The organism is Mesotoga sp. H07pep.5.4, from assembly GCF_003664935.1.
GTDB classification, from domain to species: domain Bacteria; phylum Thermotogota; class Thermotogae; order Petrotogales; family Kosmotogaceae; genus Mesotoga; species Mesotoga prima.
The window spans coordinates 1-17,617 of the sequence record NZ_JFHM01000011.1 but is presented as its reverse complement, the minus strand read 5'-3'; the positions used below and the strand labels follow the sequence as shown (position 1 = coordinate 17,617).

Genomic DNA, 17,617 nt, shown 5'->3' with positions numbered 1-17,617 from the left:
TTTCCACTCCTTTAGAGAAGATTCTTCTCTTTGCCGTACTCCACAACGATCTTCTTCAGCCTTCTTACCCCTTCTATAATATCTTCTCTGGGAGGAAGACAGAAGGACAATCGCATCGAATTATTGCATGTGTTGTCCAACGAGAAGGCCTCTCCCGGGACAAAGAGTATGTTTGCTGCCTTTCCTCTTTCAAGCATTTCTGCCGTATCGAATCCCTCGGGCAGAGTGAACCATATGAATAGACCACCTTCCGGTTTGGTCCAGTGGAACCCTTCCATACTCCCAAAGCTTCTTTCCAGCTCAGCAAGCATTAGGTCCTTTTTCTCTCTATAAAGGGCTATCGTAGGTTCTATTTGGGAGAGCAAGTCATATCTCTGAAGATATCTCGCAGCTATTCGCTGTGTGAGACTCGGAGTACAGAGATCAGTAGCCTGCTTTGCAGTTACCATTTTCTTCACAATAGTCTTATTACCAACCACAATGCCAAGTCTTAGTCCGGGTGACAGTATCTTGCTGAATGTCTTCAGCAGCAATACCCTTTCCTGACCCCCGATCTTGAAGATCGGATCGATTGGTTTGCCCTCATACCGCAAGTCACCGTAAGGATCATCCTCAACTATGAGAACATCGTACTTATTTGCAATTTCGACAAGTCTCTTTCTCTTTTCAAGACTCATCGTTACTCCAGCTGGATTGTGGAAATTCGAAATGGTGTAGATAAACTTAACCTTGTTGAGTTCACCTCTGTTCTCTATCTCCTGGAGGTTTTGTTCAACTTCATCAATATCTGCACCGTCTTCGCGCAATGACATGTAGACATGGCGATCTGATCTGAGAGAAAAGGCGCTGGCCGCCCCCAGGTAAACAGGCTTAGAGACGAAATATATGCTATCTTCATCCAGTAAGATCTTGCTAATCAGATCGAGCGCACTTTGAGAGCCCACTGTAACGAGCAGGTTGTCAACGTCGATTCCTTCTATTCCACTCTCTCTCTTTAGTAAAGATATATACTCTTCCCTGAGTATTGGGTCCCCCTCTGTTGATCCGTACTGAAGAGTGAGCTTGTATTCGTTTTCTAGAATCTCTTTAGATATTTCAGCCATTTCAAAACGTGGAAATGTGTCAGGATCAGGTACGCCTCCTCCAAAAGAAATCATACCTGGTTTTGAAGTAACCTTTAGAAGCTCCCTAATGACGTTGGATTTCATCCTGAGTGCGATTTTCGAGAATTTTTCGGTCACCGAGTACACCCCCTATCTATATTCGTTACTAAATTGCGAGCAACAACATGCCAACTGACGGCTTCTCGTGGAAACTCTCATTGAAAGTATATTACAGAGTATTTTAAGAAATCTATGGAAAAACCGCGAAAACAATTGCATGCAAAAACGTGCAGATATGCAATCAAATTCATATTTGAAAATCCCCAGCCGATCCAGGAGGTTCTCATAATGGAGCAACGTTAGTACCTCTTCAATCCTCTATCTATTAACTCGTCAAGATCTATGTTCCCAGACAGCCTCGAGCAACCTGATTCGATCGATGCTTTCGCTACGGCTAGGGCGACCATTCTCGCAATGCCAGGCTCAAAGGGTTTCGGTAGAATATAGTCTGAAGAAAGATTTTCTTCAGGTACTGCTGAAGAGAGAGCTTTGGTCGCAGCTAGCTTCATGGCTTCGTTTATTTCTCTCGATCTGGTATCTAGGGCGCCTCTGAAGATTCCCGGGAAGGCAAGTACATTGTTTATCTGGTTTGGGAAGTCAGATCTGCCAGTGGCGACAATCGCTGCACCTGCGCCTTTTGCGAGGTCTGGCATGATTTCCGGTACAGGATTTGCCAATGCAAATACGATTGGATCGGGGGCCATTTGTCTTACCATTTCCGGTGTAAGAAGGCCTGCTACCGAGGTTCCAATGAATAGATCCGCACCCTTGACTGCATCTTCAAGATTTCCGCTGAGGTTTTCGGGGTTTATTTCTCGAACGATCTCTGAGTGAAACTCATTCAGAAGAGTACGAGAGTCTTTTCTGTTGAGAATCCCGTTCTTATCGACAGCAACAATGTTCCTCGCACCAGCGGCCAAAAGCATTTTGATGGTTGCTCCGCCGGCAGCACCGACTCCAACCGTCGCGATCTTAAGTTCTTCGATCTCTTTTCCAACTACTTTAAGCGCGTTTCGTAATGCGGCAACTGCTACTATTGCAGCTCCGTGTTGATCATCGTGAAAAACAGGTATATCGAGACTTCTCTGGAGCTCTCTTTCGATGAAGAAACACTTCGGGGAAGCTATATCTTCCAGGTTAATTCCTCCGAAGGTTGGAGCGAGAGCCTTTACAAAGAAAATGATCTCTTCCGCAGTATGGACATCTATACACAGAGGAAAGGCATCGACATTGGCGAATTCCTTGAAAAGAACTGCCTTTCCCTCCATTACAGGTAAACCAGCCTCAGGGCCGATGTCTCCGAGGCCCAGAACCGCCGTTCCATCTGAGACAACTGCGACGTAGTTCCACTTGTTGGTGTAGTCATATGCCAGTTCCTTTTTTCTCTCGATTGTGCGGCAAACGTCTGCGACCCCCGGAGTGTATGCCAAAGACAATGCGTCCATACTATCAACTTTCACCCTGCTTCTTACCTCAAGCTTTCCCCTGAGATCCTTGTGAAGTTTCAGCGCTCTTTCATTCACTAAATCACCTTCTATTCTAAAGAAAAGATATCCAGACCATTCTTGTCTGTTGCAACAATTAGCGGAAAGTCTTCGACTTCGATTTCATATACTGCTTCGGTTCCCAGATCTTCGTATGCGATGACTCGTAACGATTTGATCCTTTTTGATAGCGAAGCTGCAGCTCCACTCGGTGCAAGCAGGTAGGCTCTTCCGTATCTTCTGCACAGTGAGGTTGAGAGATCCGATCTCTTTCCCTTACCTATTGTAGCCTGAACACCCTGTTGAAAAAGCATTTCCAGAAAACAGTCCATCCTTATGGAAGTAGTAGGTCCAATAGCTCCAAAGCTTTCCTTGGTTGGCTTTGCCGGACCGCCGTAGAAAACCACTGCCCCCTCCAACTTAACAGGCAAAGGCCGGTCTTGTTCGTGAAGTTCTTTCAAACGCATCTGGGCCGCATCTCTCATAACCAGTAGCTTGCCTGTATAGTATAGTTCCTGACAGCAAACAAGATCGTCAATCTTCAAAGACCACCACTCCCCTTCTGCAGAGATAGCAGTCCACCGCAAGTGAAACTGGTAGAGTAGCGATGTGGGTAGGTGCAGTCTCAATACTCACTGAGTATGCAGTAATACCTTTGCCAAGGCCTTGAAAACCGATCCCGAGATTATTTATCTCGCGGAGAAGCCGTTCCTCCAGCATAGCGTAGTAGGGATCGGGATTCGCCGCGTTTATCTCTCTTGTCAGCGCGAGCTTCGAGAGAATCATCGACTTTTCGGAGCTTCCACCGATTCCTATTCCTATCTTCAGCGGAGGGCAGCCCCTTGCTCCGTTTTCCAAGACCGAGTGTACAATTGTATCTACAAGTTCCTGCTGAGTTATCGTTGGATTAAGCATGAAGAGCCTGGACAGGTTCTCGCTTCCTCCCCCCTTCACCAGAAAACGAATTTCCAGTCTCTTCCCCGTCTGGATGAACGTGTGAACTACCGATGGGGTATTGTCGCCGGTATTTTCTCTATGATGAAGAGGGTCCTTTACAACTGAGTACCTGTAAGGATTACTTGAATATACATTCCTTACAGCACGGTCGAGGATTTCTGAGATCGGTCTTTCAAGGATCACTTCATGACCCATGAATACAAAGAATTCGATAAACCCCGTGTCCTGGCATAAAGGCAGTCCCGACTCCTCCGAAATCACTGCGTTCTCCCGAAGGATAGCCGAAAATGGGCCAGTGTAGTCATTCAGAAAGGCCCTCGCCCGATTATCCAGAATGGTGTTTGCCTTAACAAGGGCTTCTTCGATTCTGTTTACAATCGTATTCTCATCTATCAAGAACTAACACCTACTTAAGAAAAATCTAGGAAGCAGATATGATGATTCATTTATAACACTTTACCTACTCATTTGCCTCGAATACCCGGATGTGAGCTATATTTGTCTGCAGTAGAAATCGATCAACTACAGATTTCGATGTAGAAGCTTTCAATACTCTTTTTCCGGCAGCTACCAATTCTTTCATGGCTCAAAAGGTGAATTGACTGAGAAGGCTTATTATGCAAATTACTTGCATGATACAACTAAATAGTGTACAATAAGATAGGAGGTGAAGTAATGAGTATATATGACTTTGAACTAATTACTATTGACGGTTGGAACAAGTCTATGGAAGACTTCAAAGGTAAGGTTGTTCTGCTGGTAAATACTGCGAGTAAATGTGGATATACACCTCAGTATGAAGGCCTGCAACATCTTTATGAAGAATTCAAGGAAAAGGACTTTGTCGTTTTGGGTTTCCCCTCTAACGATTTTCTTCGTCAGGAGCCGGGAAGTGATGAAGAGATAAAGACGTTTTGCAGCACTAACTTCAATATCACCTTTCCCATGTTTTCCAAGATTCATGTAAAGGGAAAGAACATTCATCCACTTTATGAGTACCTGACAAGTGGCGGAGGAAAAAAGGAGTTTCTGGGAAAAGTGAAGTGGAACTTCACGAAGTTTTTGATAGATAGAAATGGTGAGATTATTGGAAGGTTCGAACCAAAAGAGGAACCAGAGACATTTCGCTCTGCAATCGTGGAGGCGGTAAGGTGAATGAAGAATAACTCATCTGTTCCCAGTGGAGAGGAACTTCTTAAACTTGACAATCAGCTATGTTTTGCCCTATATTCCAGTTCCCGAGGAATAACTAGATTGTACAGGCCTGTGCTTTCGGAGTTTGGTATTACGTATCCTCAATATCTGGTTATGCTTGTCCTTTGGGAAAAGGAACCGCTTACAGTTAAGGAGCTGGGAGAAAGGCTTTTCCTCGATTCGGGGACCCTTACTCCTTTGCTAAAGAGAATGGAAAAACTTGGCCTACTAACAAGAGAAAGATCTCAAGGTGATGAAAGACACGTCAATATTGGATTGACCAATAAAGGTAAAGAGATGAGAGAAAAGGCTCTTTCGATACCTTTGAGAATTGCGAATCAGGTGAATATTTCCGAGGCCGAGTTCGCATCGCTTATGGCCTCTCTCAGGAAGTTGATGAAGAAGATCGACATGGACGACTCGAAAGCTTCTTCACACTAGGAAATAAACCCAAATGACATTTATGCAGATCGTCTTGATTTACCTTGCCGGTGTGGCAGCAGGTTTCATGAACGTTATGGCGGGAGGTGGCTCCATGGTCACACTCCCGTTGCTTATGTGGATTGGAATACCCCCTCCCGTTGCAAATGCGACAAACAGACTGGGAGTATTGTTCGAAAGTGCCATTGGAATGAAGACCTTTCATTCATCGGGTATCAGACTTCAGAAATCGATCATTCCGGCGATTGTGTTTTCTACAATTGGATCAGTAATTGGTTCTATGTTCGTCTCTAGTATTCCAAAGGATCTCCTGGAGAAAGTCATTGCATTGATGCTTCTTGCAGTAGCAGTTCTAGTGCTTCTGAAACCTGGGAAACCGAATATTTCGAAACCTTCCCAACTACTTACAGCGCTGATCTTTTTGGGAGTGGGCTTCTATGGTGGTTTTTTGCAAGCAGGTGTTGGCTTCTTCTTGATTGGAGCAATAACTCTCACGTACGGGTATGATCTTGTGAAAACGAACTTCGCAAAGGTAGTAATTGTTTTTGTTTACACGGTGTTTGCTCTCGTTGTCTTCCTTTCAAAGGGGATGATATACTGGGTTCCCGGTTTGGTTCTTGCTGCCGGGAACGTTATCGGCGCATATTTTGCAGTGAAGCTTTCGATTAGAAAAGGAAGTGGCTTTGTGAGATGGATATTGCTGACAATTGTAATTCTAAATGCCGTGAAGTATCTCTTCTTTTAGGGGGAAAAGAATGAGAAAAGAGATGATTGATCTTATAAGATACTTGAAGAAGTTGGGATACTTGAAAGACCCGCGAATAGAGGCCGCCATGATGGAGCTTGATCGGGCCGATTTCGTCTCTTCCGAAGTGCGCGACAGGGCATATGAGGACATAGCCCTTTTGAGCTTTGGCAGTTCTGGCAAAGTATGCTCCACTTCGACCCAACCGTCGCTTCTCGTGACGATGATCGAGGAGTTGGGAATGAGAGATGAAGATAGAGTGTTGGATCTGGGAACGGGGACGGGTTTCTGTGCCTGCATACTTGGGAAGATGGCAAAGAATGGAAGTGTAATCACCGTAGAAAAGGACAGAGAAGTTGCTTTCGTCGCTTCGAGAAATTTCGAACGTTATCGTATGAAAAACGTTCGCCTTGTGATTGGTGACGGACGGTACGGTTATGAAAGCGACGCTCCTTACGACAAAATAATCTCAACGGTTGCACTCTCGGGAATGAGTGAAGTACTCTTCAGTCAGATGAAAATTGGAGGGAGGTGCGTATCTCCAATTTACAGGAGTTACATGGATACTCCTGTATTCCTGTTCGAAAGAACCGACGATACTACTCTGAGAGTTTCGGAAGTAACCGGAGCAGTCTTCATGGTGGCAGAGGATTCAGAACCGGATCCTATCTATCGCAATAGAGAGTTCAGACTCAGATTGACAGACGGAAGGTTTCAAATTATCTGAGTCAGCTGCTGGCTACCTTCCAGAAGATCTCAATTCCCTTTTCTATAACTGAATCCTGAGGCAGGAACTTTGAGTTATGAAGACCGTGGCGTTCCTCTCGTCCAGTGCCTAGCCAGAAAAGAACGGAGGGATACTTCAGAGCAATCACACCAAAGTCTTCACCTACGTATTTCATTTCTACAGGATTTACATCGACCAGACCGCAAAGCTTTTCGTAAAGGTCTTTGTCCACCTGAACTTGAGGATATTTCGATCCGATCTTCTGATTGAACTCGAGTTCTCTTCTTGAAGCAACATCTCTACCGAGCTCTTCGAGCTCGCAGATGGCCTTCTCCGAAAGCTCGTAAGCTCTTGTTCTCACAGTTCCGTAAAGGGTGCAAGAATCGGCTACTACGTTTCTCACCCTTCCCCCTTCGATTAAGCCGAACCTGAGAACGGAGTCTCCTCTTTCAATGGAGTAAACTCTCTGCAGGAAATCCATAGCTCCCTCGATAGCGTCTCTTCCCTCCCTATAAAAAGCGACATGTGCCGATCTTCCCGTGAAAGTGCAGTCCGTTTCGAAAGCCGAAGCAAAGAGAACTCCGGGTCTTGAATATACAGTCCCTTCAGGGAACTCATCGTTCACATGAAGTGCCCATGCCTCCTTTATATCGTACTGCTGAAGTGCTGGGATACATCTTTCTGCGCCTCCGCCTCCCTCTTCTGCTGGCTGGAAGAGGAACAGGAGGTTTCGTTTCAGGTTTGCGACAACCACTCTTTCGATCAGGCCGATAAGGATAGTCATATGAACATCGTGCCCGCAAGCGTGCATGAATCCCTCATGTTTGGACTTGAACTCTACTCCCGTTTCTTCGAATACCGGTAGAGCGTCCATATCGGCTCTGAAAAGAGTGAAAGGGTCGTTTGATTTCTTCCAACGCGCCAAAATCCCGGTACCCGATACCTTCTCGTAGGGAACATCGAGACGATCCAGAAGACTCATTATATATGATTGAGTCTTAAACTCTTTGAATCCTATTTCCGGTATCTCGTGCAGGCTGTGTCTTACTCTGATCAAATCCATATAGATGCCCCCCTTCTGGAAATCTTAGTCATTGATGTTCAGAATACAACTCCTTACCCATTGCATTAAGAGAATATTCGAAGAGAACGGGTTTAATAACCAGGATTTCCACACGACGAATCGAGTTTGCCGCTTCACAATTATAAACAAAAAAGGCGCGTTATAAGGCGCCTTTGTCTAAAGCCGAGATCAGTTCAGTGTTGTAATTCCAGAGTTCAATCAAAGTTGAATCTTCCCCGTAATCCTCTCCCATAAAAGTCTCCAGAGCAAAAGGTATATTCGGATCGATTATCCAGTACATTGATAGCTCTCCGTCTTCACAATATAAAGAGAGACTTTCGTTCCGGTGTAAGTTTCATTCTTTCCCTGAACGGAATGCTGTCCTTCATACTTCAAGGTACCAAATCCATAGAGCTTTGTGTTCATCTGCTCGTCGTGGTCGATAGCGTCATACACGAAAGTAAACATCGGATTCAAGAATGCGAATAGCTTCACAGAGAATTGCTGCCCGAACATCATATCTGCGGTGTGTTCTGTTTCGAGTGGCAGAAAGCAGGTAGTATCGTAATTCAGGACGTATTGATCTTCATCCCGATCTATTGTCACTCCGTATATCATTTCCTTCTGCTCTCCGTTCTCGAAGTACGTTATCTTGTTGTAGACGTACTTCAGCGTAGAGTAGTCCTGTAACGGCATCCATGATGCGAAAACGCTCCCTACAAGAACAAGAAACAATAACATTGCCACCCTCATCATATTATCATTCCAAGATTCAGCAAGGAGTCACACAGCCTTCTTCCGTTAAAGCAAACAGGAATTGAGAGAGCTATAATGGCTGGAAAGAGTCTAAATAGCCGGGGTGATCAATTTGAAGAAAGCTTTAATCACGGGAGCATCGTCGGGGATCGGTGAAATCTTCTCTTATGAACTGGCCAAACAAGGCTTTGAAACAGTACTTGTGGCGAGAAGATATGAACGTCTTGAAGCAATTTCGAACAGAATAGAAAGGGATTATGGGATCGAGTCTAAGGCCATAAAGGCTGACTTAACATGTCAAAGAGATCTCTTAGAAGTATCGGGACTCTTAGGCGGAGTTGACCTTTTGATAAACAACGCCGGGTTTGGAATGATTGGCCCATTTGAGGACCTCGAAACAGATAGAGAGATGCAAATGATCAAGTTGAACATTGGTGCACTCTACTTCTTGACTAAGAAATATGCCTTATGCAGAGTAGGCGTCGGCGGAGGGGTCATTAACGTAGCCTCTACCGCAGCTTATCTTCCTGTGCCTGGTATGGCCGTATACGCAGCTACAAAAGCCTTCGTGCTGAGTTTCAGCGAGGCGATTAGCGAGGAGCTTAAGTCAAAAGGTTTCAAAGTGATGGTTTTGTCCCCCGGACCGACAAAGACAGAATTCTTTGACGTTGCTTCGGGAGGCAGAAAGAAACTTCCCGGCTCGATGAGTCCCGAGGAAGTTGTTAGGAGAGCTCTTGATTCCTTTGAGAAAGGTAAGAGAAGTGTGGTAAGCGGTGTGATTAACAAGGTCATTGCAACTGGATCAAGACTCGTTCCAAGGGCTGTCGCGCTAAAAGCGGCCAGAAGGGCATTCGAGGACTAGGTGAAAACACTTCCTCTCGTGAAAGATCGATTTGTAACCTCCATGATCGACCGCCTAGAAAGATTGAGACCATCTTAATCCTTCAGTCACTCTCTTTTGGAGAGGATGACACTTCGTCTTGACTGCCAGGCCAAGATAATTCCTATAGCAGTTTTGCATAAGGCCGTGACTCTAAGCGAACTATAAGCAAGGATTCTCAGGAGATTCTAAGAATGGAAGGTTAGTATCTACTCGAGATCCAAAAAATGGAGGTATTGAATATGAAGAGAGTGTTTTCGGCAATAATGATGGTTCTTATTATTGGTACAATGGCGCTGACTAGCGGGCTAACCGCAGAGGAAGACGGAATTGTATTCATGAGGGAAGAAGAAAAGCTTGCCCGTGATGTTTATACAGTGCTCTACGAAATGTGGAACGTGAACGTCTTCAAGAACATCGCCGAAAGTGAGCAACAGCATACAGATGCTGTTCTTTCACTGATTGGTGAGATTGGTCTCGAAGACCCAGTCGGTGAAAACGACATTGGTGTATTCACTGATCCGGAGCTTCAAAAGCTTTACGACGAGCTAATTGAAAAGGGTAGCAAGTCCCTACTGGATGCGGTTGAGGTAGGTTTGTTGATAGAAGAGATAGACATTGCCGACATCGAAGAACTTCTTGCAGGAGAGATTGGCTCGAGAACAAGAACGGTTTACGAGAACCTTCTTCGAGGGTCGGAGAGTCACCTCAGAGCGTTTCTCAAGCAATATGAGAGGCTTGCGGGAAGTTATTCTCCTGAAGTCTTGAGTGTTGATAGATTCAACGAGATTGTTTCTGCGAAATAGAGTTGCGATTTACCAAGATAGAAGAGAGCGGGCGAACCGCTCTTTTCCTTTTGATATGAGGGAATAAAAGGATCGGTTGATCTTAAATAAACGGGATCGAAAAGTATTCCAAAACTCCGATTAAACATTGAATATTTCTCTCTATGACCTATAATTTAATTATCGGATCTGAGAGGAGAGGTACTGTGATCAAAATAGTTACGGACAGCTCATGTGATCTACCTATCGATACTCTAAAGGAGTTCGAGATTCCATTTGCTCCCCTGAACATTTTCGTTGAAGATCAAACGTTCAAGGAAGACATAGACATAACTCCGGAGGAATTCTGGCAGTCAATGCGCAGGTCCGACGAGCTTCCGAAAACCTCTCAACCCTCCCCGGCAGACTTTGCAGGAATCTTCGAAGAGATTCAGAAGAAGGGCGATACTCCGTTGTGTATTACTATTTCATCCAAGCTAAGTGGTACCTACCAGTCGGCGGTTTTGGGCGCTGAAATGACAGGCAGCAAGGCGATTGTTTTCGACTCTCTTGCGGGGTCTATCTCTCATGGAATTCAAGTTTTGATTGCGGCGAGAATGGCTAAAAGCGGTGCAACCGTTGAAGACGTTTTATCGGCGCTAAGAATCTACAGAGATAATGTGAAAATAATCATTCCGCTAGCAACTGTAGAAAACATCGTCAAAGGAGGACGTCTTAGCAAGTTCCAGGGGAGTGTGATCAACATACTCAACATGAAGATCATACTGCATGGAGTAAATGGGGAGGTCAAACTTCTGAAGAAAGTCAGGGGAAACAAAAGATTCAGAGCGGCAATAAGTGAGCTGATCGAGGCATCTGCAAAAACCGGTAAGAAGATCTTCGGCATAACACATGTCAACAATCTCGAAGATGCGAAATTCTTTTCTTCAGAGATAAGGAAACGTGTCCCCGACTCTGAAGTCATAATTGGAAAGATGGGGCCTGCCATTGCGACTTATGCCGGAGAAGGTGGACTAATACTTGCGTTGTGAGGGTCCGGATCGCTTTGTGTTTGACGCCCGGAACATCAGTTGAAAGAGCGGACTAATTTTCTTCGTTCTGCACTGTTGATACCGAAGAGAGACGTGTCTTTCAGCGAAATAGCTGAAACATCAGAAATACCCTTTTTGTTCAGTCATTTCAGCGGGTGAACTGAAACCCTCTCTATCCCTCTCTCACATACAATTCCGAGTTAAACGAACCGCTCACTCCGTGTTCCTATTGTTCATCTTCTTTAGCGCAGGTATTTATCTAAAAACGCAAGCATTGCTTTAGCCCCTTTGATTCTATTAACTTTCTTCTTGAAGCCATGTCCCTCATCCTCAAATACAACATATTCAACCGGAACACCGTTTTTCTTAAGGCTCTCAACGATTTCGTCCGACTCTACTTTTAATACTCTTGGATCATTTACACCCTGAAGAACAAGGAGTGGTCTTTCAATTCTCTCGGCGTGGAAGAGAGGGGAAATGCTCTTGAGGTATTCCTCTTCTTCAAAGGGGTTTCCAATCTTCGTATATAGTAGATCTTTAATGGCTTTCCACCAGGCAGGCACCTCTCTGAGAGTTCTCACCCAGTTTGAAACACCGAAAAGATCTATACCTGCTTTGAACTCCTTCGGTCTAAAGGCCAGAGCTGCGAGCACCATAAAACCTCCGTAGCTCCCTCCATTTATGGCGATTCTTTCTTCATCGATAAAATCAAGTGTGGCTAGAAACCTGGCGGCTTCCACGCAGTCATCCAGATCAGCTTCTCCGTGCTTGTGATCTGCCGCTCTGAAGAAGCTCTTTCCATAACCGGAGCTTCCTCTGTTATTCACCGCGTAGATTGCATAGCCATGATTCGCGATGAATTGGATTTCCGGGTTGTATTTCGGTAGAGACTGGCCGCCAGGTCCTCCATGGACCCACACAACGGCGGGCGCTTTCTCTCCGGCAGGTACGTTCTTGGGCGGATAGAAAATCCCTGGTACTTCGAGACCGTCGTATGAAACAAAGCGAAGAACCGAAGCTTCGGAAAGATCATTGCTGTTCACGTTTTGGCTCATTGAATCAGTGAGCTTCTTTGTCTTTTTTGTCTCGAGGTTTATCGTAAAAATATTGGGAGATGATGTCGCCGAATCGCAAAGATAATACAGAAGCCGACCATCTTTACTGAAGCACTGATCGTAAACGACACCGCCGGTTTTTATAGGTGGTATCTTGAGAGAGTTACTTTTCGTTTCGATCACATGGAGTTCGAAAAAACCATCTCTATTCAGTACAAGCACAGCACTTTCTCCGTCCTCCGACATCCTTCCTGCAATTATGTCCCAGTCTAAGTCAAGAATCTCTTCACTGACACTGCTTTCAATGTTCATTTCCCAGAGCGTCATGAACTCTCCGGCCGAATCCGATACATAGTACAGCTTTAGTGAATCTTTTGAGAAGAAGAGAGGTTTGAAATTTCCTTCACTTTGATGGGGGGAGAGAAGTTTTATATCCCCGGTTACAGAGTTATAAAGGTAAATATCCGAATCGTTTGCAGTCCGGGGCTTACGAAGAGCAATAAGCTTCTCATCACTGGAAATCGGACCCAGCTCGAACAGGTCCCTGTTTTCGAAGACCAGCTCGCTTGTCAAATCACCTTGATTGAATCGGTAAAGATCGAATCTACTTTTGTCAATCCTGTTCGAATAGTAGTAAACCTTGTCACCCACACTCATGTGAAATCCCGACTTAGTTTTTTCGAAAGGGGTGAGATCTCTGATCTCTTCATCAGCAAATAGATAGAGATGGTGCAGCTCATCGCCACCTTTATCCATCGCGAAAATGAAGCTTCCGTCCTCGAAAATGAAAGAAACTAATGCGTTCTCATCGAGGGACGTAATCTGTCTGTGTCTTCCCTTCTCTTGATCTAGTTCAAATACGTTATAGTTGCCAGTCTTGTCGGAAGAATAGAGAATTTTCCTTGAATCGGCGGAAACCGCGAAAGATGCAATTGTCTCATTTTCCATCAGTTCCTCGATTGTGTACTTCTTTTCGGCCATTATTGATCCTCCTAATCCTTGTCCATCAACAAAGCGCTGATTTTGGTTTCTAAACTAGATGCTCACCTAAAAGTACGAGGTTGCTACATTCTGTATAATGCAATCATATAACAGATGCAGCATAAATAGGTTTGGATCAGTAACTAATCGGAACTCCTGTAAAACATGTAAAAAGGCACTTCAGGAAGTTTTGATCCTTTTCTTAACCTCAATCTCTTTCGATCGCAGCTAACGATTTATCATTTTGTCCTCTATTACGAATCATGTTGCAGGTTTTGTTCGCTCGTAGCTACACCTCTAAAATGGAATGAGCCGTTTTTCCGTTAAAACCCGACAGAGAACTCCGCGCCGAATTTCTAAAAGGAGATCATGTGATTTTCGATTTGCCTTATTATAGATGAAGAGCCGGGAGCCAACTTGAGAAACTTGTGACAAATTCAAAATACCAATCGGTAGATGATATATTTTCCGGAATGATCCCGTGAAAAGTGTCGGTTGGGGGTTGTTCTAAGAGGAGAACCTGTGAAAGCAAGGGGTTGGCAATCGCAGATCTATTGCTTGGAATAGGGCTTCTGCTAATTGGTATAGCTGTATCCTTTGTTAATCGGCAGTGTGAACATTAAGAATCTTAAGTAGCAGTAATCAGCTTGACTTCTACAAGTTTGAAGGGGAACCTTAAGGCGGCAACGGCCTCTTAATCACTCTGAGGGCAAATAATTCGAGCATCGAGATAGAGAACAGACTGTCCCTCAACCAGGTTATGAGAAAGAGCAATTGATAGAAGAATTGTGTCCGATTCCGTAATAGTTCTCGATTTAAATAATGACTGAATGAGAGCAGGGATCAAATGACACGTGCAATTTGTTCTCTTCACATCACTTCTTCTCATCTCATCACAAGTTGGGTGAAGAATGGAGATTTCAAAATGTCTTTCCTTTTGAAGTATCGGAATAAGTAGAAGCAAGTTCAAATTTGGTTCATTCCCCATTCGCAATGGTAATAGCCTTAACTTTAGTAGTTGCAGGTGGACTAACAGAATTACTGGCTTGATGGAGCGTGATTCGAAATCTCTTACGCAAGAAGACAACTACTGTAGTCGAAAAAAACCGGAGGTCTGGGACCTCCGGTTTGGATTGATTCAGGGCCTAATTGGCAACCGCCTGAGGAACGTTCTCAGCAAGCTCTATGAGGTCTACTTCGAAGAGTCGGTCTCCGATGTACTTTATACCCTTTATTCCAAGTTCTTCCGGTAGAGTTGCCGCTTCATCGCTTGAGGAGAAAGTGATCTTTCCGGCAGACTCGAATGGAACTATTGACCAGTTGAAGGATGGTGTTGGATTGATAGTGCCCTTCTCGATAATATAGTCGATGATTACGCTTCGATTCTCGACTGTTGAGGAGAGGACGATGTCGGCATCGACCAGATGATAGCCGCCGCCACCTGCGCGGTAGTTGTTTGTCACAACAAGGAACTCCATATCGTCTTCGACTTCTTCACCCTCATAGGTGAGATTCACAATTCTCTGACCTACGGGGTTTCGAACATCTATCTGATAGTTGATTCCTTCGATTATGTCGAAGTTGTATGAAGAGAACCTTGCAAGCAAATTCTGTTCTTCCGTGCTGTTAGGATCGATCTGATTGAAATTCTCCGCGCACTTTTCAAGCCAGCCTTTCAATTCGAGACCGTTTACCCTCACGACATGGAGTGTGTTCGAGTATATATAGATATCTGCAGCGTTCATAATTCTTACATCCCCTGCATCTACACTGGTATTTGTTCTAAACGGAGCCGCAGCTGAAAGGAGAGGCATAGACTCATATTCAGTGCCCTTGAAATACTCTTTAACGTACCAAAGCTGGGCTTCGTTTACGAGTTGAGTGACTTCATTATCTATTACCCTGCTGAAATAGCCCTTGATCGGTACGGCCGTCGTTCCCACGGGAGCCATTACGTAATCAATAGTGGCTTCGTGCTGTTCTTTGACTGCTTCAACTATCTCCGGAGCAGCCTCGACTTTTTCGTCGACATGCCACAACTGCGGGCATGAAGAAAATACCTCCCACTCTCCATCACTGTTCAGAAGATGAAAATGTATCAGACCTAAGGAGTTTCCCCAGCTTCCTGCCATTGTCACCGGGACTCCATCTATTTTGTCGGCAATTTTCCCGTGGCTGTGACCCATGATGATGCCGTCTATTCCTTCAACGTTTTCGAGTATTGCTTCAGCGTCTGAGCTTCCCTGGTGAAGGGAGACTATCACCAGATCGACGCCCTCTTCACGTAGTTTGGGCACATACTTGGCAGCTGCGTCTACTATAGGTTCAGCATAGACTTTTCCTTCGAGGAGGACTCTGTCCCACATCATTATTTCCGGAGGTAGAAAGGCTATAACGCCAATCTTGATTGGAATTCCGTCGACTTCTCTTTCCAATATCACATAGGGGTCATACCTTAGCTCTTTCGTGTCTTCGTTGTAAAGATTTGCCGAGATCATCGGGAAGTCAGCGGAAGCAATGGCCAGGTCCAGATATTCGAGACCGAAATTGAATTCGTGATTTCCAATTCCAACTACGTCATAATCCATGATATTCATGGCTTTGATTATCGAGGGAGTATCTCCCATCTTGATTGGATCTATTCTCGCTTCACGTTCTGCGAGAACGCTACCCTGAATGGCATCTCCCGTGTCGATCAAGATGGTGTTGTTGTACATTTCCCTTGCCCACTTTATCAGTGTGAAGGTCTTTGCAGCGCCGTAATCACTGACTTCTTTGACAGTAAGATAATCATAAGGCATTACATAGCCGTGAAGATCAGTCGTGCCCAGAACGACTAGTTCGTGAACGGTTACCGTTCCGAATGCCATTACAGGGACTAAGGCAGCAACAAATAGAACGATAGCAACTGCAGGAATTCCTTTCTTCCAGTTCAAAAGCTCCACCTCCATTTAGGTTGACCGGCCCAGTTTTCGCCGGATAGAATTATTGACCCGTGACCGTAGGAATCTAATGCTGAAGATAATTGAGGATTCCAAAGAATGTTTCGAAACAGTACTATCTTACCACAGTCATGTGGACTCATTAAGAAAGAAAAAGCACATCTCAGTAAATGAAAGTAGGCAGTCTAATTAACGAAGAGCGGAAGATCCGGGACTAGGATTGTGGGGTCTAGGGTCTGGCAAGAGCAGAAGTGATGCTGCATTTGGCAGGAGGCGATTAGAAAGCCAGTCAGGCTCCGCCTGGCCAGTCTCTGCCTCCGGCAGAGGCCAGTCACCTTCGGTGGCCAGTTCCGCTTCGCGGGCTAGGAGCCGCTGAACGCTTAAGAACGAAACCCCGCTGGTCGCTGTAAAAACCGAGAAAGAGCACGTCGGAGACGTTCGCTTCGCTCACGAGAAGATGAGAGCAAAAATAGGGACTGACAATTCTCCTCATGTCCCATTTTTCGAGTAAAAGGTAGAAATTCCAAACAGGACCTCTTTCGGGCGAACGGCCGTTCGCCCCTACAAGAGAACTGCACAGTCATCTTAAATTGTCATCGCGTAGCGCCTGCCCTGAAGCGCCCCTGTTCAGGGGGTCTGCACGGGATCTCGCTCTTTAAGAACCCGGTTCTGACAACCCGCTTTTATAAACCCGATCTTTCTAACCCGCACTTCGTAACCCGCTTCTAAACAAGGCTCTTCTGCCCGACTAAGTCGGAACTGGCCGCACGAAGTGCGACTGGCGTGCGTTAGCAGACTGGCTCCCAAACGGTCCTATTGTCTGTCTCGTTTTTCGCGAAAGACAGGGATCCTGACCAGGAGCATTGTCAGGATGACAAGAAGGGAGAGTCCCCTGCCCTTAAATCATGTTGTATCATCCCGTTATTTCCAAGCTCTCTTATCCCGTAGAGTCTGCGCCAATATGGATTATGTTCATGATCCAATTCCGTCATCCCGTGATGCTTTTGCACGGGATCTAGCATCTAGAAGCTGCTTTAAGCTGTGGAGATCAGTTTCACCAGCTCGAGAACCAGAAGAGAGTTTCCGGTGAGTGCTGTTTTTTCATGACTGGTTGGAGTCCAAACGCTCTTGAATCATCACCTTGCCCAAGAACGAAGAACAGATCTTCGCTCTGGAACCAAGAACAGGTTTTTTAATCGGAGAACGGAGAACCGCTCAACGGTCAATCAGTCCTATGCTCTTTCCAACCCCCGACCTCCGACCCCCAACCACGGTCTGGTGAGTAGCCCAGGGGGATTTCACCCCCAGGCTCTCTCAGAACCGGACTTGAATCTCTCGATTCATCCGGCTCCCATTATCCAGCCGAATAGAATATCCCCATCGTCCAGTGTACAAATAGATGAGGCTCCCTGC

At 45.3% G+C, this 17,617-nt stretch carries 16 protein-coding genes; 7 read left to right on the top strand and 9 right to left on the bottom strand.

Annotated elements, in window-relative coordinates; genetic code table 11:
* Positions 1-11 precede the first annotated feature (11 nt).
* The 4 genes from Y696_RS07140 to Y696_RS07125 all read right to left on the bottom strand — a co-directional run bounded on the left by Y696_RS07140 (position 12) and on the right by Y696_RS07125 (position 4,000).
* Positions 12-1,241 carry a PLP-dependent aminotransferase family protein gene (locus tag Y696_RS07140; RefSeq protein WP_014731007.1) on the bottom strand — a complete coding sequence of 410 codons (1,230 nt, stop codon included), beginning with the start codon at positions 1,239-1,241 and terminating at the stop codon, positions 12-14.
* A 221-nt stretch (positions 1,242-1,462) separates the two neighbouring features.
* Positions 1,463-2,686 carry an NADP-dependent malic enzyme gene (locus Y696_RS07135; protein WP_121510085.1) on the bottom strand — a complete coding sequence of 408 codons (1,224 nt, stop codon included), beginning with the start codon at positions 2,684-2,686 and terminating at the stop codon, positions 1,463-1,465.
* A gap of 11 nt (positions 2,687-2,697) precedes the next feature.
* The gene (locus tag Y696_RS07130; RefSeq protein WP_121510084.1) at positions 2,698-3,192 is read right to left on the bottom strand and encodes a FumA C-terminus/TtdB family hydratase beta subunit; all 495 of its coding nucleotides are present in this window, start codon (positions 3,190-3,192) and stop codon (positions 2,698-2,700) included.
* A complete protein-coding gene (locus Y696_RS07125) occupies positions 3,182-4,000 on the bottom strand; it encodes a fumarate hydratase (protein ID WP_121510083.1) in 819 nt (272 codons plus the stop codon). The genes Y696_RS07130 and Y696_RS07125 overlap by 11 nt, the downstream gene beginning before the upstream one ends.
* A gap of 279 nt (positions 4,001-4,279) precedes the next feature.
* Between Y696_RS07125 and Y696_RS07120 the strand changes: the two genes are divergently transcribed.
* Genes Y696_RS07120 through Y696_RS07105 form a run of 4 tightly spaced genes read left to right on the top strand, consistent with a single transcriptional unit; the run spans position 4,280 to position 6,711 of the window.
* Positions 4,280-4,759: a glutathione peroxidase gene (locus Y696_RS07120; protein ID WP_121510082.1), complete on the top strand. Its 480-nt coding sequence runs from the start codon at positions 4,280-4,282 to the stop codon at positions 4,757-4,759.
* Entirely contained in the window at positions 4,760-5,239 is a 480-nt protein-coding gene (locus Y696_RS07115; RefSeq protein ID WP_121510081.1) for a MarR family winged helix-turn-helix transcriptional regulator, read from the top strand. It begins immediately after the preceding gene.
* Between the two features lie 13 nt (positions 5,240-5,252).
* Positions 5,253-5,984 carry a sulfite exporter TauE/SafE family protein gene (locus tag Y696_RS07110; protein ID WP_121510080.1) on the top strand — a complete coding sequence of 244 codons (732 nt, stop codon included), beginning with the start codon at positions 5,253-5,255 and terminating at the stop codon, positions 5,982-5,984.
* Between the two features lie 10 nt (positions 5,985-5,994).
* Positions 5,995-6,711, top strand: a complete 717-nt coding sequence (locus Y696_RS07105; protein WP_099771354.1) for a protein-L-isoaspartate O-methyltransferase — start codon at positions 5,995-5,997, stop codon at positions 6,709-6,711.
* A gap of 1 nt (position 6,712) precedes the next feature.
* Here Y696_RS07105 and Y696_RS07100 read toward each other — a convergent pair whose 3' ends face one another.
* The 3 genes from Y696_RS07100 to Y696_RS07095 all read right to left on the bottom strand — a co-directional run bounded on the left by Y696_RS07100 (position 6,713) and on the right by Y696_RS07095 (position 8,515).
* Positions 6,713-7,774: an amidohydrolase gene (locus tag Y696_RS07100; RefSeq protein ID WP_121510079.1), complete on the bottom strand. Its 1,062-nt coding sequence runs from the start codon at positions 7,772-7,774 to the stop codon at positions 6,713-6,715.
* A 160-nt stretch (positions 7,775-7,934) separates the two neighbouring features.
* On the bottom strand, positions 7,935-8,075 hold the full coding sequence (locus tag Y696_RS14290; protein ID WP_259459600.1) for a hypothetical protein: 141 nt from the start codon (positions 8,073-8,075) through the stop codon (positions 7,935-7,937).
* Positions 8,063-8,515, bottom strand: coding sequence for a hypothetical protein (locus tag Y696_RS07095; protein ID WP_259459874.1), 453 nt, complete (start codon positions 8,513-8,515; stop codon positions 8,063-8,065). Before Y696_RS07095 ends, Y696_RS14290 begins: the two co-directional genes overlap by 13 nt.
* 118 nt (positions 8,516-8,633) lie before the next feature.
* On the opposite strand from Y696_RS07095, the gene Y696_RS07090 reads away from it, so the two are divergent.
* The 3 genes from Y696_RS07090 (at position 8,634) to Y696_RS07080 (ending at position 11,226) form a co-directional block, all read left to right on the top strand.
* Positions 8,634-9,392, top strand: coding sequence for an SDR family oxidoreductase (locus tag Y696_RS07090; RefSeq protein ID WP_121510078.1), 759 nt, complete (start codon positions 8,634-8,636; stop codon positions 9,390-9,392).
* A 260-nt stretch (positions 9,393-9,652) separates the two neighbouring features.
* A complete protein-coding gene (locus tag Y696_RS07085) occupies positions 9,653-10,216 on the top strand; it encodes a DUF2202 domain-containing protein (protein WP_121510077.1) in 564 nt (187 codons plus the stop codon).
* 185 nt (positions 10,217-10,401) lie between these two features.
* Positions 10,402-11,226: a DegV family protein gene (locus Y696_RS07080; protein ID WP_121510076.1), complete on the top strand. Its 825-nt coding sequence runs from the start codon at positions 10,402-10,404 to the stop codon at positions 11,224-11,226.
* A 242-nt stretch (positions 11,227-11,468) separates the two neighbouring features.
* Here Y696_RS07080 and Y696_RS07075 read toward each other — a convergent pair whose 3' ends face one another.
* Together Y696_RS07075 and Y696_RS07070 are read right to left on the bottom strand one after the other, a co-directional pair.
* Complete coding sequence (locus Y696_RS07075; RefSeq protein WP_121510075.1) at positions 11,469-13,262, bottom strand: S9 family peptidase; 1,794 nt, start codon at positions 13,260-13,262, stop codon at positions 11,469-11,471.
* Between the two features lie 1,145 nt (positions 13,263-14,407).
* Positions 14,408-16,207 (bottom strand): bifunctional 2',3'-cyclic-nucleotide 2'-phosphodiesterase/3'-nucleotidase, encoded by a 1,800-nt coding sequence (locus tag Y696_RS07070; protein WP_259459889.1) that lies wholly within the window; start codon positions 16,205-16,207, stop codon positions 14,408-14,410.
* Positions 16,208-17,617: the final 1,410 nt, after the last annotated feature.